General features: G+C 64.1%; 25 protein-coding genes. 10 read left to right on the top strand and 15 right to left on the bottom strand.

Translation table 11 applies throughout. The features are described 5' to 3' along the window. Positions 1–21 precede the first annotated feature (21 nt). Both ACA097_RS00710 and ACA097_RS00705 read right to left on the bottom strand, forming a co-directional pair. Entirely contained in the window at positions 22–348 is a 327-nt protein-coding gene (locus tag ACA097_RS00710) for a multidrug efflux SMR transporter (protein WP_043251973.1), read from the bottom strand. A gap of 65 nt (positions 349–413) precedes the next feature. Next, positions 414–1,415, bottom strand: a complete 1,002-nt coding sequence (locus ACA097_RS00705; protein WP_371367795.1) for an SLAC1 anion channel family protein — start codon at positions 1,413–1,415, stop codon at positions 414–416. Positions 1,416–1,530: 115 nt separating this feature from the next. On the opposite strand from ACA097_RS00705, the gene ACA097_RS00700 reads away from it, so the two are divergent. Then, positions 1,531–2,487, top strand: coding sequence for a GlxA family transcriptional regulator (locus ACA097_RS00700; protein WP_043251977.1), 957 nt, complete (start codon positions 1,531–1,533; stop codon positions 2,485–2,487). A gap of 311 nt (positions 2,488–2,798) precedes the next feature. Continuing rightward, positions 2,799–3,290 (top strand): GNAT family N-acetyltransferase, encoded by a 492-nt coding sequence (locus ACA097_RS00695; protein ID WP_043251979.1) that lies wholly within the window; start codon positions 2,799–2,801, stop codon positions 3,288–3,290. Between the two features lie 3 nt (positions 3,291–3,293). Here the strand turns inward: ACA097_RS00695 and ACA097_RS00690 are convergent, their stop codons facing one another. Then, entirely contained in the window at positions 3,294–3,641 is a 348-nt protein-coding gene (locus ACA097_RS00690; RefSeq protein ID WP_043251981.1) for a VOC family protein, read from the bottom strand. 61 nt (positions 3,642–3,702) lie between these two features. Continuing rightward, positions 3,703–4,626, bottom strand: coding sequence for a LysR family transcriptional regulator (locus tag ACA097_RS00685; protein WP_160286938.1), 924 nt, complete (start codon positions 4,624–4,626; stop codon positions 3,703–3,705). A 180-nt stretch (positions 4,627–4,806) separates the two neighbouring features. Here ACA097_RS00685 and ACA097_RS00680 point away from each other — a divergent pair, with 180 nt between their 5' ends. The 3 genes from ACA097_RS00680 (at position 4,807) to ACA097_RS00670 (ending at position 7,198) form a co-directional block, all read left to right on the top strand. Further along, positions 4,807–5,556, top strand: a complete 750-nt coding sequence (locus ACA097_RS00680) for an SDR family oxidoreductase (RefSeq protein WP_043251984.1) — start codon at positions 4,807–4,809, stop codon at positions 5,554–5,556. 412 nt (positions 5,557–5,968) lie between these two features. Then, a complete protein-coding gene (locus tag ACA097_RS00675) occupies positions 5,969–6,736 on the top strand; it encodes a membrane protein (RefSeq protein WP_043257222.1) in 768 nt (255 codons plus the stop codon). Positions 6,737–6,763: 27 nt separating this feature from the next. After that, positions 6,764–7,198: a hypothetical protein gene (locus ACA097_RS00670; protein ID WP_043251986.1), complete on the top strand. Its 435-nt coding sequence runs from the start codon at positions 6,764–6,766 to the stop codon at positions 7,196–7,198. Positions 7,199–7,296: 98 nt separating this feature from the next. Here the strand turns inward: ACA097_RS00670 and ACA097_RS00665 are convergent, their stop codons facing one another. The 3 genes from ACA097_RS00665 to ACA097_RS00655 form a co-directional block, all read right to left on the bottom strand. Beyond that, complete coding sequence (locus ACA097_RS00665; RefSeq protein WP_371367792.1) at positions 7,297–7,782, bottom strand: hypothetical protein; 486 nt, start codon at positions 7,780–7,782, stop codon at positions 7,297–7,299. A 187-nt stretch (positions 7,783–7,969) separates the two neighbouring features. Further along, positions 7,970–8,308 carry a hypothetical protein gene (locus ACA097_RS00660; protein WP_371367790.1) on the bottom strand — a complete coding sequence of 113 codons (339 nt, stop codon included), beginning with the start codon at positions 8,306–8,308 and terminating at the stop codon, positions 7,970–7,972. Between the two features lie 151 nt (positions 8,309–8,459). After that, the gene (locus tag ACA097_RS00655) at positions 8,460–9,197 is read right to left on the bottom strand and encodes a hypothetical protein (RefSeq protein ID WP_371367788.1); all 738 of its coding nucleotides are present in this window, start codon (positions 9,195–9,197) and stop codon (positions 8,460–8,462) included. 587 nt (positions 9,198–9,784) lie between these two features. On the opposite strand from ACA097_RS00655, the gene ACA097_RS00650 reads away from it, so the two are divergent. Then, positions 9,785–11,071, top strand: a complete 1,287-nt coding sequence (locus ACA097_RS00650) for a putative porin (protein WP_371367786.1) — start codon at positions 9,785–9,787, stop codon at positions 11,069–11,071. Between the two features lie 258 nt (positions 11,072–11,329). On the opposite strand, the gene ACA097_RS00645 is transcribed toward ACA097_RS00650, so the two are convergent. Further along, positions 11,330–11,530, bottom strand: coding sequence for a hypothetical protein (locus tag ACA097_RS00645; protein ID WP_043251994.1), 201 nt, complete (start codon positions 11,528–11,530; stop codon positions 11,330–11,332). 48 nt (positions 11,531–11,578) lie between these two features. Next, the gene (locus tag ACA097_RS00640) at positions 11,579–11,797 is read right to left on the bottom strand and encodes a hypothetical protein (protein ID WP_371367783.1); all 219 of its coding nucleotides are present in this window, start codon (positions 11,795–11,797) and stop codon (positions 11,579–11,581) included. A 212-nt stretch (positions 11,798–12,009) separates the two neighbouring features. Between ACA097_RS00640 and ACA097_RS00635 the strand changes: the two genes are divergently transcribed. Next, positions 12,010–12,453: a LytTR family DNA-binding domain-containing protein gene (locus tag ACA097_RS00635; protein WP_371367780.1), complete on the top strand. Its 444-nt coding sequence runs from the start codon at positions 12,010–12,012 to the stop codon at positions 12,451–12,453. Between the two features lie 13 nt (positions 12,454–12,466). On the opposite strand, the gene ACA097_RS00630 is transcribed toward ACA097_RS00635, so the two are convergent. Both ACA097_RS00630 and ACA097_RS00625 read right to left on the bottom strand, forming a co-directional pair. Then, positions 12,467–13,033, bottom strand: coding sequence for a hypothetical protein (locus tag ACA097_RS00630; RefSeq protein WP_371367777.1), 567 nt, complete (start codon positions 13,031–13,033; stop codon positions 12,467–12,469). Positions 13,034–13,191: 158 nt separating this feature from the next. Continuing rightward, on the bottom strand, positions 13,192–14,691 hold the full coding sequence (locus tag ACA097_RS00625; RefSeq protein WP_371367775.1) for an aldehyde dehydrogenase family protein: 1,500 nt from the start codon (positions 14,689–14,691) through the stop codon (positions 13,192–13,194). Between the two features lie 318 nt (positions 14,692–15,009). On the opposite strand from ACA097_RS00625, the gene ACA097_RS00620 reads away from it, so the two are divergent. The 3 genes from ACA097_RS00620 to feaR all read left to right on the top strand — a co-directional run bounded on the left by ACA097_RS00620 (position 15,010) and on the right by feaR (position 18,169). Next, positions 15,010–16,509, top strand: a complete 1,500-nt coding sequence (locus ACA097_RS00620) for an APC family permease (RefSeq protein WP_371367773.1) — start codon at positions 15,010–15,012, stop codon at positions 16,507–16,509. After that, on the top strand, positions 16,490–17,068 hold the full coding sequence (locus ACA097_RS00615; protein ID WP_371367771.1) for a DUF3156 family protein: 579 nt from the start codon (positions 16,490–16,492) through the stop codon (positions 17,066–17,068). The genes ACA097_RS00620 and ACA097_RS00615 overlap by 20 nt, the downstream gene beginning before the upstream one ends. A 153-nt stretch (positions 17,069–17,221) precedes the next feature. Beyond that, positions 17,222–18,169 carry a transcriptional regulator FeaR gene (feaR, locus tag ACA097_RS00610; protein WP_371367768.1) on the top strand — a complete coding sequence of 316 codons (948 nt, stop codon included), beginning with the start codon at positions 17,222–17,224 and terminating at the stop codon, positions 18,167–18,169. A 7-nt stretch (positions 18,170–18,176) separates the two neighbouring features. Here the strand turns inward: feaR and ACA097_RS00605 are convergent, their stop codons facing one another. The 4 genes from ACA097_RS00605 to ACA097_RS00590 form a co-directional block, all read right to left on the bottom strand. Next, complete coding sequence (locus tag ACA097_RS00605; protein WP_160286950.1) at positions 18,177–18,515, bottom strand: hypothetical protein; 339 nt, start codon at positions 18,513–18,515, stop codon at positions 18,177–18,179. 166 nt (positions 18,516–18,681) lie between these two features. Then, a complete protein-coding gene (locus ACA097_RS00600; RefSeq protein WP_371367765.1) occupies positions 18,682–19,794 on the bottom strand; it encodes a class II histone deacetylase in 1,113 nt (370 codons plus the stop codon). 12 nt (positions 19,795–19,806) lie between these two features. Beyond that, a complete protein-coding gene (locus ACA097_RS00595) occupies positions 19,807–20,964 on the bottom strand; it encodes an MFS transporter (RefSeq protein WP_371367763.1) in 1,158 nt (385 codons plus the stop codon). A gap of 10 nt (positions 20,965–20,974) precedes the next feature. Then, entirely contained in the window at positions 20,975–21,844 is an 870-nt protein-coding gene (locus tag ACA097_RS00590; protein ID WP_371367761.1) for a transporter, read from the bottom strand. Positions 21,845–21,912 lie beyond the last annotated feature (68 nt).

The raw sequence follows: 21,912 nt of genomic DNA, 5'->3' as shown, positions 1-21,912 counted from the left end.
TCAATCAAGTAATCGCTCTGTTCAGGCCACCCAGCGTAGTCCGGCGACACTCAACAGGATCAAGCCGATCCAGACAAGTTTCCACAACGATACTGCATCACCCAACCAATACATTCCGACGATGGCTGTGCCGGCAGCGCCTATGCCGGTCCAGACCGCATAGGCGGTTCCAACGGGCAGCACCCGTAACGCCATCGTCAACAAGGACAAACTGCCGGCCAATACTACGACCGTGCCGGCCAGCAGCCAGGGCCGTTCAAGGCCATTTGCAGATTTCAACCCAACCGCAAAGAGAATTTCCAGGAATCCGGCAACGATCAGCAGCAGCCAGGATGTGTTGTAAGTCATTCGATGAAACCTATCTGGGTAAAAAAAAGCGAGCCGATGAAGGCTCGCCAAAGAGAGGTAAAAGGCTAGTTGGCCAACAGTTTGCCGCTGAACAGGCTGTTCAGGGTTTTCACCATCAGCACGGTCAGCGCCACAGTGAGAAACAGCAGGATCACAGCAGCGATTACCGTCAGCACGGTGTTGTCGTGGGCATGTGCATATCTCAGCGCCGCATTGCTCAGGGCCGCGATGGGAAAGCTGATTGCCCACCACGAAGGGGCAAAGGGCACATCGCGACGGAACACTTTGAAGCTCAGCACCACGAACAGGAACAGGCCGAAATAGAACAACACGCTGGCAAACTGGTCGATCTGACCGAACACGTTGGTGTACGCCAGGAAACCTACTTCAAACGGCGCAATCAGGACCATCAGCGAAGGAACCATGCCTTTGGCGAGCACTGCCTCATGCGTCAGTCGCGAAAAGATCCGGGTGAAGAAAACCAGTGCCAGTACCGCTCCCACGGCGAGGGCAAACAGGTTGAATTCAGCGACCCAGGCCATTGGCATGTGCGCACCGGTTACCGCGATATCGAGGGTGGCAACTCCAGGAATCAGCCAGGCAGGTACGGCATTCGACGAATCCTGGTTGCCCGACAAGAGACGGGAGACTACGAGGCCTGCGAGCAACACCGTCAGTGCGCTACCCAGTATCCAGAGCGCCTGTCCGAGTAACGCGTTGTGGGGCGCCGCGACTGCCGAAAGCAGCAACAGTGCAATGGTGACGGTGCCAAAAAAGTTGCTGGCGATCGGATGGCCGAACTCGGCCCTTACCGCTTCTGGATGTTTCACCCATTTTGCCAGGTAACTTAAGGTCAGCAGCACGAACACCAGGCCGGCCAAGGCGCCAATCGCTTCACCCAGCGCGCCGCCGACGCCGTAGTACTGGCCGCTCAAGCGCCAGGCCAGTCCCAGGCCGGCCAAACCCATGACTGATCCGAACAAATTGATAGGCAGGTTTTTGATCGATGTCTTGCTGGTGGTGACCGCTTGAGCAACATCGGTGGTGGGGGGGTATACAGTGTTCATGGCAGTCTCCCGTTTGACTGAATTTGCTGTTGGAGATATTTTCAGCCAAACATGCACTGGCTGAAATAGTCGCAGTGCGACGTATTCAGCCAATGACTCGACGGGGACAGACATCATGCGCATAACCCTCCTGGCATTCCCCCGTGTGCAGTTGCTGGACGTAATCGGGCCGGCCGACGTCTTCGCCGAAGCGGCCAAGCAACTGGGCAATCCGCGCGCCTATCGGGTTGAAGTCATTGGTACCGTCAAGGGGATGATCAAAGGCTCGAACGGATTGAAGCTGGCCATCGACGAAACGTTCGAAACCTATAAAGGCAAGATCGACACCTTGCTCGTGGCGGGCAGCCCACACATCGATGAAATTGCGCGGGACCCTGCACTGCAAGATTGGCTGCGTCGGCAAGCTAAATCCGTACGTCGTATTGGATCAGTCTGTAGCGGAGCATTTCTGCTGGCCGCTACTGGTCTTCTCGACGGGCGCCGCGTTACCACCCATTGGAATTCCAGCGCGAAACTCGCGAAGGAGCATCCGCAAGCACAGGTCGATCCGGATAGCATCTTTATCAAGGATGGCAACATCTACACTTCGGCCGGCGTTACCGCGGGCATGGACTTGGCTTTGGCATTGGTCGAAGAAGATTACGGCCGAGAATTGGCGCTCAGCGTTGCCCGTGAAATGGTGATGTTCTTCAAACGACCTGGCGGGCAATCGCAGTTCAGCGCGCAACTGGCAGCGCAAACCGCCGAACGTAGCGTTATCAGAGACGTGCAGGATTATGTGGTAACGCACCTGAAGGCCGACTTGAGCGTTCCCAGCCTGGCCGCGCGCGCCGGTATGAGCGAGCGCAACTTCGCCCGAACCTTCAAGGCCGAAGCCGGCTCGACCCCGGCCGAATTTGTCGAACTGGCGCGCATCGATGCGGCCAGGCGGCTGATCGAAGACTCCGACGTATCACTCAAACGCTTGGCCGATACAGTCGGCTATGCCAATACGGATGGGTTCAGAAGGGCTTTTATGCGCCGTCTTGGGGTGGGCCCAAGTGATTATCGAAAGCGTTTTTCCTCGGGGTGATGTGACTTCATCGTGCGCTTCTGGCTGTTCTCTGCCCGCTGCAACAGGCCGCAGTCGACCCAAGGTCCGCAGGGCCCCGCAGTAACCCCGCGTTGGAATTAGCCTCGTCGATACCCAGCGCCAACAGCATCTGCTCCCGCATCCAGCGGTGCGTTGAAGCTCCGGCGCGGCGCTGCTCAGTTGCATTGCTGCCCGACGCGGCAGGGTGAACGGGTGATCGGAGCCGGCGACTATGAAAGGCGCCCGCGACCTTCGCTATCATCCCTTCCCGATTTCCCTTCGTAATACCCCAGCTGTCAGGAACAGAAGCCATGAGCGCACCCACCTTCCGCATCGCCACGCCAGCAGACACCGACCGCTGCTACGCGATCGAAATCTCGGCCTACGAAGGCGACGAGGCGGCCACCCGCGAGAAAATCGCCACGCGCATCGCGCAGTATCCGCAGGGCTTCCTGATCATGGAGCTGGACGGCGAGGTGATCGGCTTCATCAACTGCGGTTGCGCATACGAAGTCGTCATGTCCGACGAGGCTTTCAAGGAACTGGTCGGCCACGATGCCGAGGCGCCGAACGTGGTCATCATGTCGGTGGTGATCGACCCGGCCCAGCAGGGCAAGGGCTATGCCTCGTTGATGATGCGTACCTTCATCGAGCGCATGCGCGCCCTGCACAAACAGACCATCCACCTGATGTGCAAGGAGCGCCACGTCGAGCTGTATCGCCGGTACGGCTACCAGTACGTGCGCCCGTCCGCCTCCGACCATGGCGGCATGGCCTGGCACGAAATGGTCATGGCGCTGTAGGCGTCAGCTCGCGGCTGCGCTCTGCGCGAAAGCCAGGTGATAGCCGTTGCAGTCGCGCACCCCGAACTCGCGGGAGCCGTAGGGCATGTCCTGCAGCGGCCAGGCGATCCGGGCTTTGTCCTGCACCTTCGCGAAGTAGCCTTCGACGTCGGTGATGTGGAAGTAGAAGGTGCCCGAGCAGGCAGCCGGAGCGGCCCACAGGTCTTGTGCGGTGAAGACGACACGGCAGTCTTCGAGGCGGACGCTGAGGGTCCCTTCGGCGGTTTCGCTCACCTCGAAGCCCAGCGCGTCCCGGTAGTGTTCGCGGGTGAGGTCCAGGTCATTGCAGCGAAGCAGGGCGACTAGCGGCATACGAGCTCCCGAAATGGAATGGTTGGACGATCTTCGTGCGGGAGCATAGCCCGGGCGAGTGCTAGTCCTGGCGTATTTCGCCGCCCGCCAGCCGCTCGGGGAAGCGCTCCACCAGCCAGTCGATGAAGACCCGCAAGCGGTGCGTGACGTGGCGGTTCTGCGGGTACACGACGTGGAAGGGGTAGGGCGCGGGTTGCCACTTCTGCAGGATCTCCACCAGCGCGCCTTCGCGCAGCGCTTGCGCTGCCGCATAGCGAAACGTCTGGATGATGCCGAGCCCGGCGACACAGGCGGCCAGGTGGGCGTTGCTTTCGTTGACGCCTACGCGGTGCTCCAGCTTGATTTCGCTTTTCTCGCCATCGTGCTCGAAGCGGAAGGGGAAGGCCCGGCCGTTGCGGGGGGACAGGTAGGTCACCAGCCGGTGGCCGTTCTTCAGCTCTTCCGGGTAGGCCGGTACGCCGCATTGGCGCAGGTAGCCGGGGCTCGCGCAGGTGATCATCTCGGCGTGGCCGATGTTTCGCGCGACCAGCGACGAGTTGTCCAGCGGCCCGCCGCGGATCGCGCAGTCGACGCTGTCGCTGATCAGGTCCACCGCGCGGTCCGACACACCCAGGTCGATGCGGATGTCGGGGTAGCGCGCCAGGAAATCCGGCAGCAGGGGAATGAGTACATCGCGTGCGGTCGAGCCGCCGATGTCGATTCGCAGATGGCCACGGGGCTTGCCGCGCGCCAGGTTGAAGGACGAGTCGATGTCCTCCAGGTCGCGCAGGATGCGCGTGGCCTTCGCGTAGTAGTCCTGGCCTTCCGGTGTCACCGTGACCCGCCGCGTCGTGCGCTGCAGCAGACGTACGTCCAGGTGCGCCTCCAGCTCCCGCACCAGCTTGCTCAGGGTGGCGTTGGGCATGTCGAGCGAGTCGGCGGCGCGGGTGAAGCTGCCGGCTTCCACGACGCGGGCGAAGGCGCGCATCGCCATCAGCTGATCCATCGAGAAGGGCTCCAAACGGGTTCTTGATTATCCATGTGCATGGATAGTCATTCCATTGTATGCGCTTTTTCGGTTAATCGACGGGCCCTAGAGTAGCGCCATGCCTGACGACGAGCCACGACGAATAGCGATCTCGGCAGACGCGGCAGACCTCTCACATTCAGCTATCTGGAGCTCATCATGAACAAGCAACTCACTGGCAAGATCGCACTCGTCACTGGCGGCAGCACGGGCATCGGCCTGGCCGCCGCCCAGGAGCTCGCCGCCCAGGGCGCGCGGGTGTTCATCACTGGCCGCCGCCAGGCGGAACTCGATGCGGCTGTTGAGGCAATCGGCCCTGCAGCTACCGGCATCCGCGCCGATGCCTCGGTGCTCGCCGACCTGGACGCGGTCTACGCCCGGATCGCCGCAAGCGCCGGCAAGCTCGACATCCTCTTCGCCAACGCCGGCGGCGGCGACATGCTGCCCCTGGGCGCGATCACCGAGGAGCACTTCGACCGCATCTTCGGCACCAACGTGCGCGGCGTGCTCTTCACCGTGCAGAAGGCGCTGCCGCTGCTGACCGATGGCGCCTCGGTCATCCTCACCGCGTCTACTACCTCGGTGCAGGGCACCGCCGGCTTCAGCGTCTACAGCGCGAGCAAGGCGGCCGTGCGCAACTTCGCCCGCTCCTGGGCGCTGGACCTGAAGGACCGCGGCATCCGCGTGAACGTGGTCAGCCCCGGCCCCGTCCGTACCCCGGGCCTCGGCGGGCTGGTGCCTGATGAAGCGCGCCAGGGGCTGTTCGACGCGCTGGCCGCGCAAGTGCCGCTGGGTCGCCTCGGCGAGCCGGAGGAGATCGGCAAGGCCGTGGTCTTCCTCGCGTCCGAGGCATCGAGCTTCGTCAACGGCATCGAGCTGTTCGTCGATGGCGGGATGGCTCAGGTGTAAGCGCCCGCCAGAAACCCGGAAGGGCGGATTCATGCGACTGCTTTCGAGCCGGCTCTCGGGCGGATTCAAGGCAGGGGCATGAATCCGCCCTTTTTGCCTTGTCCGGTTGTGGCCTGAAGCCCGAACGGCACCGGCCCATCAACTTCAGTGCGCGCCCCGGCGCTACCTCAGCGAAGCAATCCCACCCCATCGGTGCAATGCCAGGGGCGCGGAACTGAGCGCCGGCATTCCTTAGCGGCGCGTTCATAAGTCATTCATTCGCATCTCGATAGGCTTGCGCCATCCGAACTTGGCCGCAGCTGAAGCGAAGCTTCGTTTTGCACGCATCGAGACAATCGTCGGGGGCTGGAAGCGGTGTATGTCCAAGGACTTCCTCCGCCCACGCAATGCCTTGCACAAGGGAAAATACGACATGACGAAAATGACCACTCACGACTGGCTCAACAAAGTGCCTGAAGTGACTCTGGCCTTCTGGGTCATCAAGATCATGTCCACCACGGTGGGCGAAACTTTCGCGGACTTTCTTGCCGTCGACGCCGGGCTTGGCCTTGGAATAACGAGTGCGGTCATGGCTGCACTGCTGGCCGTTGCATTGGTCGTCCAGGTTCGCGGCCGCACCTACACGCCGTGGATCTATTGGCTGTCGGTAGTGCTGGTCAGCATCGTCGGAACGCAACTGACCGACATCCTCACCGATGTGCTGGATGTCAGCCTCTACACAAGTACCGCAGTCTTCTCCGGGCTCCTGGTAGTCAACTTCGCGGTCTGGTACGCGGTGGAGAAGAACCTCTCCATCAGGGAAATCATCACGCCCCGTCGCGAGCTCTTCTACTGGACGACGGTGCTCTGCACCTTCGCATTGGGCACCGCCGCCGGCGATCTCGCGACCGAGGCGCTGGGCCTGGGCTTCACGCTCGGTGCCATGATCTTCGCCGCTCTAATCGCCTTGGCCGGTGTCGCCTGGCGCTACGGCCTCAACGCCGTGCCCGCTTTCTGGGTCGTTTACATCCTGACCCGCCCGCTGGGCGCCTCGCTGGGCGACCTGCTGACTCAAGCGCACAAGTACGGCGGACTGGGTATCGGGGCGACTTGGACCAGCGTGATCTTCCTCTGCGTAATCGTTGTTCTGGTGGCTGCCGCGCAGTTCGCCGCCAACAGCAGAAAACAGCTTTCTCAATAACTCTTCTGGCTTTGGTTGGAAATGAACATGAATGTTTTCAAGAAAGTGATCTGTAAAGCGTCGCTCGCCTCGGCCATTGCATTGCTCAGCCTGGCGGCGGCCTGCTCGAAACCGGCGGAGCCGCCGAAGCCCGGCACCGATCTGCAGAGCGGTGCGGCCCAGCACGCCGCTTCCAAATTGGGCGATCTGTCCGAGTTCCGCGTCATTGCCAGCGACGTTGCCGCGCTGGTGGACAAGAACGAACTGGAGAACGCGAAGCACCGAATCAAGGACCTGGAGTCGGCGTGGGACGAGGCGGAAGCCGGCCTCAAGCCGCGCGCTGCGAGCGACTGGCATGTGCTCGACAAGGCCATCGACCGCGCGCTGGATGCGTTGCGTGACAGCAGCCCGCAACAGGCCAACTGCAAAGCCGCCATGTCGGACCTGCTGCAGGCTTTCGACAGCCTTCAGGGCAAGGCCTGAGCTACACAAAAGCTCCCTGAACGAGCGGTGCTGAGTGCTTGATCCGCGAGCGGGGCGAGCATTGCGTCATCGCATGCCAGCCGCTCGCTCGGGATCGCTCAGGCCGTGGTGCTCACCGAAGTACCGCTGGTGCTGCTGCCGGATTCCGTCAGCGCTTCTGCATAGGCGGAGTAGGCCGCTGCCACTGCCGCGGATGCGGTCGAAACGCGCGCTTGCGCGGCTTGCTCCGCGACCTGTCGAGTCTGCTTCTCCTCAGCGGTTTCATTGCCGCTGCCCTTGTCGACTTTCGCCAGTTCCTGCTCGGCTTCCTGCAGTTCTTTCTGCGCCTGCTCGATGGCCTGTTTCAGTTTTTCCAGCGTGCTGTCGGAGGAACTGCTGGAGCTGCCGCTGCTCGCTCCGGCTGCGCCTGCTCCCCCAGCGCCACCCGCGCTCTGCGTCGAGCCGCTCGCATTGGCCTGGGTCGTGCTCGTGGCATCGGACGTGGTGCTGCCATCGTCATTGGTCGAGGTGGTGGCGGTAGAGGAAGAGGCCGAGGAAGTGGGGTAGCTGATGTTGATGTTGCTCAGGGAGCTGATGCTGGACATGGGGCGATTCCGGCTGATGGTCGACCCCTGAAGTGGCGGCCATCGGGCGAAAACGTTGAGGGTGATTTGTTATCGACTTGGTATCGAAGCGGATACCTGCGCCCGGCGCGTGAAGCGATTTCGACGCCCAGGGGAGTAGGGCGCATGAGCCCGCCCGGGGCCTGCACCCTACAAGTGCCGACGCTGCTCAGATCAGCTGGTCGATGAGTACGGCGTTGCTGTAGATCAGGCTGCCGTCGCTGGCGCGGTGGCCGACCAGGTGGAACTGGCCGCGCTCGTCGCGGCCCAGGTAGACGCGCAGCTGGCAGTCGGTCAGGGGCCCGTAGCCTTCGGGCATCTGCAGTTCGAGGGTGCTCATGTCGACGTCCACCCAGCATTCCTTTTCATGGGTGCGTTGCAGCTCTTCCTCGGCTTGCTCCAGGCGCCGGTGGTCGGTGCCGCTGAGGTAGAAGTGGATGTCCTCGATGGGCGTCGAGCGCGCGTCGGGGCTGGTCTTGCACCAGCCTTCGATGGTCAGGGTGCTCATGGCGTGGCCTCCCGTTCGACGGCGGACAGGGTTTTGCCCGGCCTTCAGAGTTTTCTGACCGAGGCCGGCGTCCAAGATTCGATTTTTCTGCCGGGCCGCCCGCGCCGCTTCCGCCGTGCCGATGCAGGCAACAGCGGTTTGCGCGCAGAACCTAGAACTTCCAGATCGGGCCGTAAGCGCCAACGCAGGCGTTTTCGAGGGCGTCGCGCCGGACGCTGTGCGCATTCACGCCGCCCCATTGGTCGATCTCCAGTACCAATTGCGGGTCGAGTACCTTGCCGCTCTTCAAGTGCACGCTGTCGTAGATGCGCAGGTTGTTGCCCGCGTTGACCACGCGGGATTCCATCCAGGCTTCAGGTTCGCTCCCTTCATGGAGGCGGGCGAGGAGGGCGTTGTAGAGCGGAAGCTTGCGGCCATCGCTGGATTTGCAGTCGATGTTGATCTTCCTCACGGTCGCCTCGGCCTGCGGTGAACTGAAATGCAGCCGTGGGCCGAAATCGCGCTGCAGCTTCTCCACGTAACTCGGCCCTGCCACAGGGCCGGGGGCCTGTGTCGATGGGGCAAGCAGCTTTCGGGTCGGCGTGGCCGGCGGCTGTTTGGCCAGGGCGTTTTCGCAGGCTGTTCGGCTTTTGTAGAAGCGGTAGGCAAGCGTTTCGCCGGTGGGTTTGTAGGTCGCCGAGGCAACCAGGACGGCGCCATCGTCGCTCAGCTTCGAGGTTTGCCGGTCATAGCTGCCGGCATCGCCCCAGATTCCATCGGGCAGCCCTTGCGGCCATTCGTGGCACTGCGGTGGCGCGGCGTTCCGGCGCAGTTCGTAGACCCGCCCCTGCAGGAAGTCCGTGGGCGATTGGGCACTTGCGGTAAAGGACAGGAGTGCAGTCACGGACATGCACCTGGCGATGATCGTTGGCGTCCGATTCACGCAGCGTCTCCTTGTTGACCCATCCAGCCTTGGATTGGGCATTTGGGCTTGGAGGGATTATGGCCCTTGCCAGGATCGACGTTGTTCGCAACGGAGCAAAAACCGGCGCCGTTTTCTGCGGTGGTTCACCTCTGGCACCAAGGCAGCGGCCTGCGCATGGGCGTGAATCCGGGATTGGCTATTCGAAGGGTTGCCGAATTCTCATGAAGTCATGCAAGCATAGTAAATAGAAGTTATTTGATTCGGCACGTAAGTTGGTTCTTCACTCGTGCAATTCTAATTATTTCTCTCTCCGCAAAATATATTTTAATCGGTAAAACACTATTACCCAATAGTTTGTGAATCCCCGTATTTCAAGGGCTGCGCAGGTGTATGGCTATTGGGTTTTCCTGGTGCGGAAACTTTTCTAGTTGCTTTGACATCGTTCTGAAATATTCGAAAAACAATATTCCGCCGCAGTTTGGGGACAAGGACTTCGCATGAGTCGGAGCTTTGCGAGAACCAAACTTCTTGGGCGGAAAGTGCCGCCTTTCTTGATGATCAGGAGAGTCTTGATGCGTAGTATTTCTGCACTGAGCGGTATGGGGATTTGTACGGGGGCGCTGCTCGTCCTGAGCGCTCCGGCACATGCAGGAGTCGATGCCAAGTTGCTGGAGATGCTCAAGAGCAACGGCTCGATCACCGCCGCTCAGTACTCCGAGCTCAAGGGCGAACTGGAGCGGGAGAACCAGGTTGCCGCCGAGCAAGCCAAGGCTGCCAAGGCCAAGAGCGACCAGATGAGCGCCTTCGAGCAGAGCCTGGCCTGGGCCGCGAAGACCCAGGTGAAGGGCGACGTGCGTGTTCGCCAGGAAACCGTGCATGCACAGAACAGCGGCACCAAGGGCGACCAGAACCGCCAGCGCATCCGCGCCCGGGTCGGCTTCTACAGCCAGATCAACCCGCAGGTCGACACCGGCATCCGCATCGCTACCGGCAGCGGCGACGACGCCCGCTCGACCAACCAGAGCATGGACAACTACTTCGACAAGAAGCAGCTGTGGCTGGACCAGGCGTACATCGACTTCCACCCCACCGCGATCAAGAACCTGCACCTGATCGGCGGCAAGATGAACCAGCCCTGGGTCAGCGAAGGCGACATCATCTGGGACGGCGACATCAACCCCGAAGGCTTCGCCGCCACCTACAAGTACCCGCTGGGCGGTAGCGCCGAACTGTTCGGCAGCGCCGGCTACTTCAACCTGAAGGACAACGTCGATGGCGACGGCTACGCCTTCCAGCATGACCTGCGCCTGTACAGCGGCCAGCTCGGCACGCGCTTCGCGCCCATCGACGGCGTCAAGGCGACCCTGGGGGCGAGCGTCTACGCCTACGACAACGGCGACAACAGTGCTTGCGGCACCTCGACCACCACGCCGTGCCAGCTCTCCGCCAACGGCAACACCACCAAGGACTTCCGCCTCTACGAAGGCTTCGGCCAGCTGGACTTCGCCAACCTGCCGATCCCGCTGTCGCTGTACGGCCAGTACGTGGTCAACGAGGCGACCAATAGCAACCAGGACACTGCCTGGCTGACCGGCGCCAAGTCGAAAGTGGGTGATTTCAGCTTCGACTACAACTACCGCGACGTTCAGCGTAATGCGGTAGTCGGGGCCTTCACCGATTCGGACTTCGCCAACGGCTATACCGCCTCGCGCGGTCACAAGTTCAAGGTGGGTTACGACATCGACAAGAACTTCGCCTTGGGCGCCACTTACTACATGGCCGAATCCGACGCCGCCAGCGGCACGCGCAAGGATGCCAATATCGATACGCTGCAACTGGATCTGGAAGCCAAGTTCTAATCGCTTCCTTCTGTAATACCGCTCCGCCAACGCCTGATATCAAGCGTACGGTTTCAGTATCCAGCTGAAATCGACAAGGACTCTCTTTGCCTGACTTTCAAAGTTTGTGGAGAGAGTCGGCGGAGCGCTGCTGGTAACTTCATCATCCGTTTTTCCCCTTGGCCGTCACAGCGACCCCATGCGCTTTGGCGGCCTGTTTTATTCTGGCGTTGAGCACTCAGGGCGCAACTTTCGGCAGGACGCCAGCCGGCCAGTCGATCAGTAGGTTATTTCCACCGATCGCCCAAATGCATTGGTCAGGGTCCTGTGGGCACTGGCCGCTTCGCCGATCAGTCGCTCGAATTCGACGCGTTGTGCGGGCGTGATCGGAATCGTGACGCGGTGAAGAAATTCCAGCAGGCGCTGATGCGCGGCAACCGATTCCGCCATCAGGCGCTGTTTGTCGCAGGCGTCCTCCATCGCTGACCCTCCTACTTCGCAACTAGCTGGAGTTGATTGGCGTGCGTTTCACGGACAGCGGGTGATTCTTCCTTCCTGGATCTCGGCGGCGAAGACGTCGAGGGAGTCGGCATCGATCTCCAGCTGCACGGCGGCCGCTTCGAGTTCGCTGGCCAGCCAGTCCTCCGCCACGTACTTGGAAACCTTGCGCAGCAATTCGGCTGCCGCGGCATTGTTGAAAGCCGTGGTGCGAATCGTGCGGCGAAACTGCTCAGTCATTGCGCTCACTGTTCAGCTCCCGATGAGGACACTCCAAGAGGAAATAGCTGATGAATACAGTCGGGATTAGGGCCGGCTTCGCGAACGGACGAATTGCAGACGGAATCCGATCAATTACAGCCGCTCGTACCAGGTCGTCGGATGACGCTACCGCCGCGTGCCACTACATTGCCTTCACGCATGACCAGGTATTCATTAGAAAAAACAAGGTGGTATGTGCCATGCGACAGAAGATCTGCAGCAAGATCGGGAACTGCGTACTTATCGTCGAAACCCAGGATGTCATTCGTTTCGCCGCTGAAGACAAGTACATCGTCGCCCACACGCTGACGAAGAGTGTGTGTTTCGAAGGGACGCTGAAGGCTCTGGAAGAGGAGTTCGCTGCGGATTTCGTTCGTATCCATCGCAGCCATCTGGTGCGCAGGAGCGAGTTGCTCGGTCTTCGCTGGAATGGCTATCTGGCCAGCGTTTCGCTCCGGGGATGCGAGGAGCGAATACCGGTGGCCCGACCTCGATGCGCGTATGTGCGATCCCTGATCGAGGGCCCGCCGGTCAGCACCCTGCGCATTCGGCAAGTGGGCTCAGCCATTGGGGAGCAGGCGCATCTGATCGAGGCCAGCAACGGCTACGAACCGCTTCTGTGCTTCAGCGGCGGGGAGTGGTAGCCAGCGCCGGCGATCAGAGCCGCATCATCGGCAGCGGGCTCAGCGGGTGCTTGAGGGTGCGTTTGCCGGTCAGTTGCAGCAGGCGCAGGTGGAAACCCGCGGCAGGAAAGGCAGCGTGGAGCTTGCGCAGAAAGTCTCGCGCCAGCCCCGAAGACAGTATCCCCAATGACACGTCGGCCCAGTCGGCGCGCCTGAACGCCTCGACCAATCGGCCGCCTTCGCCCCTGAACGGGGTGATCTTGTGGTGTTGCTCGATCATCGACTCGATTTCCGCCGTGTCCACCGGACATCCCTTCGCCGCGATCCAGTCCCGCGCCAGCCGCCGGGATGGCGCGAGGTAGTCGAAGGTGTCGTCGGTCCAGATGCCCAGGTCGTGGAAAGCGGCTGCCAGGCTGATCGTGCGCGTCAGTCGTTCGTCTTCGTCAGAGCCCGTGACCATCGCCAAGCACAGGTTGGCGATGCGATAGGCGTGGTTGCGGTAGGCGGTGAAGTCGCGCCCCAGCTGGGCCGCGTGGAAATCCAGCACTTCGTCCAGAAGGGGGAGCTGGTCCCTCACTTCAAGGGGTGTGGTTCCAAGCATTGGCCTTTCTCCTTCTGTGAATTTGCGGCCACTCGAAGAAGCGAAATGCAACGGAACCCAGGCCTTCGCGACTTGCATCGGATCCGTATTCGGCTCGGTTGCCCATGGGCAGTCTAGTCGCTGGCAGGGCAGCCCCATGGTTGCCCTGCCGGTCGCCCTCAATAGGTGATGCACACCGATTTGCTTTCGGTGAAGCCTTCGATGGCCGCGCGGCCGAATTCGCGGCCGATGCCCGATTGCTTGAAGCCGCCGAAGGGCAGGTTGGGGTCGAGCGGGACGTGGTTGTTGACCCAGACGGTGCCGGCCTCGATGCGCGGGATCAGGTCCATCACCTTGCCCAGGTCGTTGCTCCAGATGCTCGCGGCCAGGCCGTAGGGGTTGTCGTTGATCTGCGCCACGGCGACGTCGAGGTCTTCGTATTTCAGCACCGAGAGCACCGGGCCGAAGATTTCCTCGCGGGCGCAGGCCATGCCGGCGTTAACGCCGGCGAGCACGGTCGGCTCGACGAAGTAGCCGGGCAGCTCCGGGCGGTTGCCGCCGCAGACGATGCGCGCGCCCTGGTCGCGGGCCACCTGCAGGTGCTGCAGCACGCTTTCCTGCTGGCGGCGCGAGACCAGCGGGTTGATCTGCGCCTGCGGGTCCATGCCCGCGCCTATCTTCAGTTCCGCGACCTGGGCACCAAGGCGTTCGACGAAGGCATCGTAGCAGCTCGCGTGGACGAAGAAGCGCGAGGCTGCCGCGCACACCTGGCCCTGGTTCAGCAGGCCGCCGCCGATGGCGCCGGCCACGGCCTTGTCGAGATCGGCGTCGGGCAGCACCAGCATGGGGTTCTTGCCGCCCAGTTCGAGGGTGAAGCGGGTCATGTTTTGCAGCGCCGTGCCGCCGACCTGCTTGCCGACTTCGGTGGAGCCGGTGAAGGACACCTTGCTCACCAGCGGGTGCGCCACCAGCGCCGCGCCGGCCACCGAGCCGCGGCCCAGCAGCACGTTGAACACGCCGGCGGGGATGCCCGCCTGGATTGCCAGTTCTGCCAGGCGCAGCACGGTCAGCGGGGTTTCGTCAGCGGGCTTGATGACGATGGTGCAGCCGCAGGCCAGCGCCGGCATCACCTTCCACAGCGCGATCATCATCGGGAAGTTCCACGGCACAATGCCGGCCACCACGCCCACCGGCTCGCGGCGGGTGTAGGCGTTGAAGCGCGCACCGGCGGGCATGGGGATGGAGACGTCGAGGGTCTGGCCTTCGATCTTGGTCGCCCAGCCGGCCATGTAGCGCATGTAATTGACGGTGGCACCGACCTCGATCGCGCGGGCGATGTGGATCGACTTGCCTTGGTTGAGGCTTTCCAGCTGGGCCAGTTCCTCGCCGTGCTGTTCCACCAGGTCGGCGAAGCGCAGCAGGGTGCGTTCGCGCTCGGCCGGCGCCAGGCGGCTCCAGGCGCCGGAGCGGAAGGCGCGGTGCGCCGACTGGACGACGGCCTCGACCTGCGCGAGGTCGGCCTGGCAGGTTTCCGCCAGGGCGCTGTCGTCGGCCGGGTTGCGCAGCACGCGCACGGCTTCGTCGCCCTGCGGGCGTTGCTCGCCGTCGATGAAGGAGGCGTGGCGGCGGGCGAGGAAGGCTTCGACGCTGGCGAGGGGTTGGATCAGTTGGCTGGTCATGGGGTGGCTCCCGAAACGAAGTAGGCGTTCAGGCTATCCAGGCCGCCGCAGGGGCGGCTTGTCTGAGCCTGCCAGCGGCGCATGACCCGGGCTGCCGGCCCTGGCAGCCAGCAACAAATTCGCCGGCAGCCGTGGGCAAGAACCGGCCGGCGCGCAGGCGCAGAGTGTTTGGCAAGATTCACCGGACCGCGTCCTGCGCCGGTGCCGGTGGATCGCGGCCCGCTTCCACAACAATCGGCCGCGCCGTCGTAGCGGGGCTCCGCCCCTTGATGCCTAAGCCCACAAGAATCGAAAACATCTGCTTAGAGGCCCACCAAGATGTCGATCAACCACAAGCTCAGCGAGCACCTGCAACGCGGCTCGGTCGGATTCCCCACCGCGCTGGCCAGCGCCATCGGGCTGATCATGGCCAGCCCCGTCATCCTCACCGCGACCATGGGCTTCGGCATCGGCGGCAGCGCCTTCGCCGCGGCGATGCTGATCGCCATGCTGATGATGCTGGCGCAGTCCACCACCTTCGCCGAAGCCGCCTCGGTGCTGCCCACCACGGGTTCGGTGTACGACTACATCTCCTGCGGGATGGGGCGCTTCTTCGCCATCACCGGGACCATCGCCGCCTACCTGATCGTCCACGTCTTCGCCGGCACCGCCGAGACCATCCTCTCCGGGGTCATGGCGCTGGTGAACTTCGAGCACCTCAACACCCTGGCCGAGTCGGCCGGCGGTTCCTGGCTGCTGGGCGTGGGTTTCGTGGTGGTGTTCGGCATCCTCAACGTGTTCGGCGTCAACGCCTTCGGCAAGGCCGAGGTGGTGTTGACCTTCGGCATGTGGACCACGCTGATGGTGTTCGGCGTGCTCGGCCTGATGCAGGCACCCGCGGTGCAGCTGGACGGCTGGTTCGGCGCCTCGACCGTGGGCACCGACCTGCAGACCGTGCTGTCGCTGGTGGGCATGGCGATGTTCATGTTCGTCGGCTGCGAGTTCGTCACCCCGCTGGCGCCCGACCTGCGCAACTCGGCGAAGGTGATGCCGCGTGCGATGGCGCTCGGCCTGGTGGGCGTTGCGGCGTGCATGTTCATCTACGGTGCGGCGATGAAGCGCCAGGTGGAGAACGTGCTGCTCGATGCCGCCGCCGGCGTGCACTTGCTCGACACCCCCATGGCCATCCCGAAATTCGCCGAGCAGGTGATGGGGCACGTCGGTCCGCTTTGGCTGGGCCTGGGCTTCCTGTTCGCCGGCGCCGCCACCATCAACACCCTGATGGCCGGCGTGCCGCGGATCATGTACGGCATGGCGGTGGACGGCGCGCTGCCGAAGTTCTTCACCTACCTGCACCCGCGCTTCAAGACCCCGGTGATCTGCATCCTGGTGGCGGTGCTGATTCCGTGCGCCCACGCGCTTTGGCTGCGCGGCAACACCGACCACATCATGAACCTGGTGCTGGCGGCGGTCTGCGCCTGGGGCGTGGCCTACCTGCTGGTGACAATCTCGGTGGTCAGCCTGCGCATCCGCCGCCCGGACCTGCCGCGCGCCTATCGCTCGCCGTGGTTCCCGCTGCCGCAGATCGTTTCCAGCGTCGGCATCCTGATCGGCATGTGGTACATCACCCCGCCGGGCATGAACCCCGCCGACATCTACGTGCCCTTCGCCGTGATGCTCGGCCTGACCGCCGTCTACGCGCTGGGCTGGACCCTGCTGGTGCAGAAGGTCAACCCGTTCCGTCCTGTGCCGGTGGAGGAGGTGCTGGAGAAGGAATTCCGCAACGAGCCGGGCATCCATTCCAGCGAGTTCTACGGCCATGCTTCCAAGGCTGTCTGACTGGTGGAACCAGGCACCCTCGGGCTATCGCCCGGGGGTGACCCTGGAGCAGGCGCGGCGCAACCTCGGTGGCCTGGCGTTCGAGGCGCTGGCGCCGGGGGCAGGGCGCTTCGCCACGGTGGACGGCGGCCTGGTCTTCGAGCTGCACGAGAAGCCGCAGGCGCAGTTCCTCATGCACCTGGTGCTGACCGAGTTCGTCGTCGAAGGGCCGGCACTGGGCGACGAGGCGGCGACCCTGGAGCTGCGCCATACCGGCGCCCTGCGCCGCCAGGGCATCGCCTGCAAGGTGCGCGACGGCGATGCCGCGCTGGGCGAGAGACTCGCCGAGCGCCTGGCGCAGGACGAGCACCTGCAATGCGCATTGCTGCCGCTGGACTTCAAGCGCCTGCAGCTGCAGCGCACCGCCGGTCGCTGGACCATCCGCCTGGAGCACATGGCGGCCAGCGAGGTGGTCAACCGCCTGCCCAACTTCCGCCGTTACCTGCGCCTGAGCCGCGAGCAGCGCGACTACCTGCTGCGCGCGCTGTTCCACTTGCGCCGGGTGCTGGGCGACTTCTGAGAGCGGTTCGCCGCTCTCTTTTCATTTACAGGTTATCGAGCGCGACTGGCATCCGATTTGCGTAGGAAAGGGCTGTCAGAAATTCGTTGCGAGCAAATAGATAACATGTTAACTGTTTTGCAACAAAAACAAGGCCACCCCATGGAGGTGCGTATGCAAGCCCAACACGCGGCACGAGTCGGACTGGAAGGCTGGAGCGCGGCCCTGCGCTCGATCTGCGGTCAATTCGAGACCGAGTTGGCCTTCAGCCGCTCGCTGTTCATCGGCGAGATCCACGCGCAATCGCACTCCGGCCTGACCATGGCGCACCTGCGCACCAATGCCGGGCTGATCGCCCGCAAGCGCCTCAATGCGGACCAGGACGACGACCGTCACTGCTTCCTGATCAGCCAGCGCAGCGGCTTCTCGCAGATCAGCCAGAACGGCGTGAACATCCAGCTGGCCCCCGGCGAGTTGCTGCTGATGGATTCGGTGGGCAGCTGCGAGATCAACCCCTTCGGCCTAATCGAACACGCCTCCCTGCACCTGCCGCGCGCGGCAGTGGAGAAGGTGCTGCCGGGGCGCAGCAAGTTCGGCAAGGTGTCGTCTTCGTGCGCCAGCGGGCGCATGCTGCACCTGCTGGTCGACCAGCTCTGCCGCGAACCGGAGTCGACCCAGCACGGCGCCGAGAGCGAGGCATTGGTGAACGCCTTCATCAGCCTGCTGGGCCCGGCGCTTTCCGCCGGCACCCCGGAACCTTCGGGCGGCGTCGCGCTGCAAGGCTCCAACCTGCGCAGCTATGTGCAGAAGGTCATCGACGAATCCCTCACCCAACCCAACCTCACGCCGGTCGGCCTGGCGCAGCGCCTGAACATTTCGGTGCGCCACCTGTACCGGCTGTTCGAGGAGCAGGGCGACAGCGTCTGCCGCTACATCCAGCGCGCGCGCCTGCAGCGCAGCGCCGACGACCTGGCCAACCCATTCCTCAAGGGCGAGTCGATCACCACCATCGCCTACAAGTGGGGCTTCACCGACTCGGCGCACTTCAGCCGCGCCTTCAAGAAACACTTCGAGCGTTCGCCCAAGGATTTTCGCGCCGGCGCGCTGCAAGGCGCGGCCTGACGTTGTCTCAGTGCAACTGGTCGACGAGCACGGCGTTGGTATAGATCAGGCTGCCGTCGTTGGCGCGGTGGCCGACCAGGTGGAAGTGGCCGCGTTCCTCGAAGTCCAGGTACACGCGCAACTGGCAATCCTTCAGCGGGCCGTAGCCCTCCGGCACCTCTAGCTCCAGGGTGCTCATGTCGACGTCTACCCAGCATTCCTTTTCGTGGGTCCGCTGCAGCTTTTCTTCTGCTTCTTCCAACCGACGGTGGTCGGCGCCGCTGATGTAGAAGTGGATGTCTTCGATGGGAGTGGACATGGCGTCCGGGCTGGGCTTCCACCAGCCCTCGATGGTCAGGGTGCTCATGGCATGGCCTCCTGCATGATGGCGGGCAAGGTGTTGCCCAGCCTTCAAAAGAGTCAGACCGAGGATCGGCTCCAGCTTCGATTGTCCCGCCTGGCGGCGTGACCGTCATCGCTTTTGCGGCGGACGGTCGGGCGCCGCGCCGGCGCCCGCCGTGGCAGCCGGACGGTCAGTCGGCGAGTTGCTTCGCCAGCTCATGCACACGCTGGCGGAGGAAGGCAGCTGCTTCGCTGCCGGGCTGCTGCAACTGGATGAATTCCAGCAGCGGGTCTTCCACCGCGGTCCGCAGGCCGCTCATTTCCTCCAGCACCGCCAGGCCGCAGAAGGGCACGTAGGCCTCGGCGTAGCCGCCTTCATGGACCAGCACCAGACGCCCGTCGCACAGCTGCTCGGCCGCCTCGCGCAGGCGCGCGGTCATGGCGCGGAAGCTGCCGCTGTGCAGCAGCATGCGAGCCAGCGGATCGACTGCGTTGGCGTCGTAGCCGCAGGCAACGATGATCAGTTGCGGGCGGAAACGCTGCAGCGCCGGCAGGACGATTTCGTCCAGTGCCTGCAGGTAGGCGTCGTGGCCGCTTCCGGCGGGCAGCGGGATGTTCAGGTTGGCGCCCAGGCCTGCGCCGCGGCCGCGGTCGGCGACGCCGCCGTAGCCCGGCGGGAAGCAGTTCTCCTGGTGCAGGGAAATGCTCAGGACGTCGCCGCGCTCCTCATAGATCGCCTGGGTACCGTTGCCGTGGTGCACGTCCCAGTCGATCACCGCCACCCGTTCGAGACCGTGGCGTGCCTTGGCTGCCTCGATGGCGACGGGGATGTTCGCCAGCATGCAGAAGCCCATGGCCTGGTCGGCCAGGCAGTGGTGGCCCGGCGGGCGCGACAGCGAGTAGGCGTTGTCCGCCTCGCCGCGCAGCACGCAATCCACCGCTGCCATGGCCAGGCCGGCGGAGAGCCTGGCGATCTCGTAGCTTCCCGGGCCGATGGGCGCGTGGTCGCCCAGCTCGCCGCCGCCGGCGTCGCTGAGGGCCTTGAAGCGTTGCAGGTAGTGCTCCGGGTGGATGCGCAGCAGATCCTGCTCGCTGGCCGGTTCGGCGCTGCGCAGGTCGAGGCGACGGGTCAGGCCGGAAACGTCCATCAGGCTCTTCAGCCGGCGCTTGCTTTCCGGCGATTCGGCGTGGCCGCCGCCGGCCGGCGGCTGTACCCAGCCGCCCACGGGGAGGAACAGGGCGTGCTGGCTGGCGCTGTGCCAGAGGGTCAGTTCATCGAAGAAGAACGCAGTGCGTCGGCTCATGGGAAGCTCCATTCAGAGGGGTTGGGGCGTGGCGGTAGCCGCGCGCGGGCGGCTGCCGAGGATCAGCGGGAGGGCGAGGACGGTGAGCGCGGCGGCGGCCGGCAGCAGGTTCTGGAAGCTGCCGTCGGCGCCGATCAGGCGCCCGCCGATGGCCGGGCCGAGGGCCAGGCCTGCGCCTATCACCAGGTTGCTCAGGCTCATCAGGCGGCCGCTGGCGTCGAGTTCGGCGAGGCTGGCGAGGATGAACGGCAGGGCGTAGGTCCAGGTGAACTTGAACAGCAGCGCGGCCAGGGCGAAGCGCGCCAGGGGCGGGTCGCCGAGCAGCAGGAGGATGGCCAGGGCCATGAGCGAGAAGCCGGCGACCAACTGGCGTTCGCGACGCCAGCGCTCGCCAATCAGGCTCGCGCAGCCGGCCCCGACGATGCCGGCCAGGGTGGCCACGGCCAGTACCTCGCCGCCGAGGGTGGCGGACAACCCGGCGCGCGCGCCGATGGCACCGACGAAGGTCCAGACGGCGCTAAGGGCGACGTAGAAGCCGAACAGCCCGAGGATTGCCGTCAGCACCTTCCAGCGCGCGGGCGCCGGCTGTTGGCTGCCGCCCCTTGCGACCGCACTTGCGCCGGCCGGGAAGGCGCGCACCAGTGGGAGCGCCAGCAGCATGAGTGCGGCGAGGGCCAGATAGCCTGCGCCCAGGCCGTATGCCTGGTACAGCCGAGGCAGTAAGGCCAGGCCAATGGCGCCTAGCACCAGTTGGCCGAGCACCCAGATGCCGTAGGCGCGGCTGGGGTTGGGCATGCCGGCGGCGCAGGAGAGGCAGAGGATCATCAGCGATCCGCCGCAGAAGGCGCTCAGACCGCGCAGGCCGAGCAACGTGTGGTAGTCGACAGCCTGTGCCGAGGCCAGGTTGGCGAGGATGAAGCCCAGCGCCGCGAGCAGGCCGGCCAGGCGCCAGTCGACGCGCTTCAGCCAGTACAGCGAGGGCAGGGTGGCCAGGCTCATGGCGCCCAGCTCGACGGCGAACAGGTCGCCGATGCGCGCCGGTTCCAGCTGCAGCTGGACGGCCAGTTGGCTGGCGATGGCGGGCGCGGTGAGCAGCACCGCCGGGGTGATCGCGGCGAACAGCACCACGGCCGCCAGCAGAGCCGGCGAGGAATTGCGCGAGAGGGTCATGACGGGGTCCTCAGAATACGTGGACGAAGCGCAGCAGCAGGTTGTCCTGGGCATAGGCGTTGTCGGTGGAAAGTGGTGCGGTCAGGCCGAGCAGTAACTGGTTCTGGGCGTCCAGCCAGTGGCCGACCTCGAAGCCGGCCTGGGTGTAGCGCTGGTGGCTGTCGTCGAGGTCGTGGCCGCCCAGGCGCAGGGCGCCGCCGTCGGCAGCGATGAAGCGCAGCGCGCCGTAGGTGCTGGGGGTGAAGTCGTAGGAGGCGAAGGCTTGCAGGCGGTACAGCGGTTTCTGTTCGAGGGTGGCGCCAAGGTAATCGTCGTTGTCGCCGTAGAGCTGGGCTTCGAGGTTGGCTTCCAGCATCCACTTCTCGCCGACGCCCTGGGTGTAGTTGTAGTTCAGGTCCAGGCTCCAGCGGTTTGCGCCCGGCGAGACGCCCGGATCCTTGGCGTGGTACTCGCCCAGCGGCAGGCCGAGCAGCACCAGCAGGCCGCTGTAGGTACGCGCCTGCGGGTCGTTGATGAAGAACAGCGTGCCGCCCACCTGCGGATCGCCAAGGCCGCTTTCGTGGCTGTGCTCGCTGGCGCCGGGCGTGCGCGCTTCGATGTCGGCGTAAGGCACGATGAACTGCGGGGTACACAGGGTTCCGCAGATGTCGCTGAACCACAGCTGGCGGTAGGCCAGGGCGTTGACCTTGAGGTCGGCCTTGCCGTTGGCGTCGGCGTCGCCGTGGAAGTCCTCGGAACGGGTCAGCGGCAGGTAGGTGACGCCGACCGTGGTGCCGACCGGTGCGGTGACGAAGTCGCGGGCGTTGAGGTCGGCCGCCTGCGCGTGGCCGAGGGATAGTGCGCCAAGGGCGCAGAGCGAAAGGCTTCTGTGCAGTCTCATGGAGGTTTTCTTCTTCTGACGGTGGGGCGAGCGAAAGCCTCCCCGGGCGTCGCGCGCGGGCGCGGCGT

Source organism: Pseudomonas sp. QL9, from assembly GCF_041409665.1.
GTDB lineage: Bacteria > Pseudomonadota > Gammaproteobacteria > Pseudomonadales > Pseudomonadaceae > Pseudomonas > Pseudomonas knackmussii.
The sequence above is the reverse complement of the archived record's forward strand: the minus strand, read 5'-3'. Positions and strand labels throughout refer to the sequence as shown.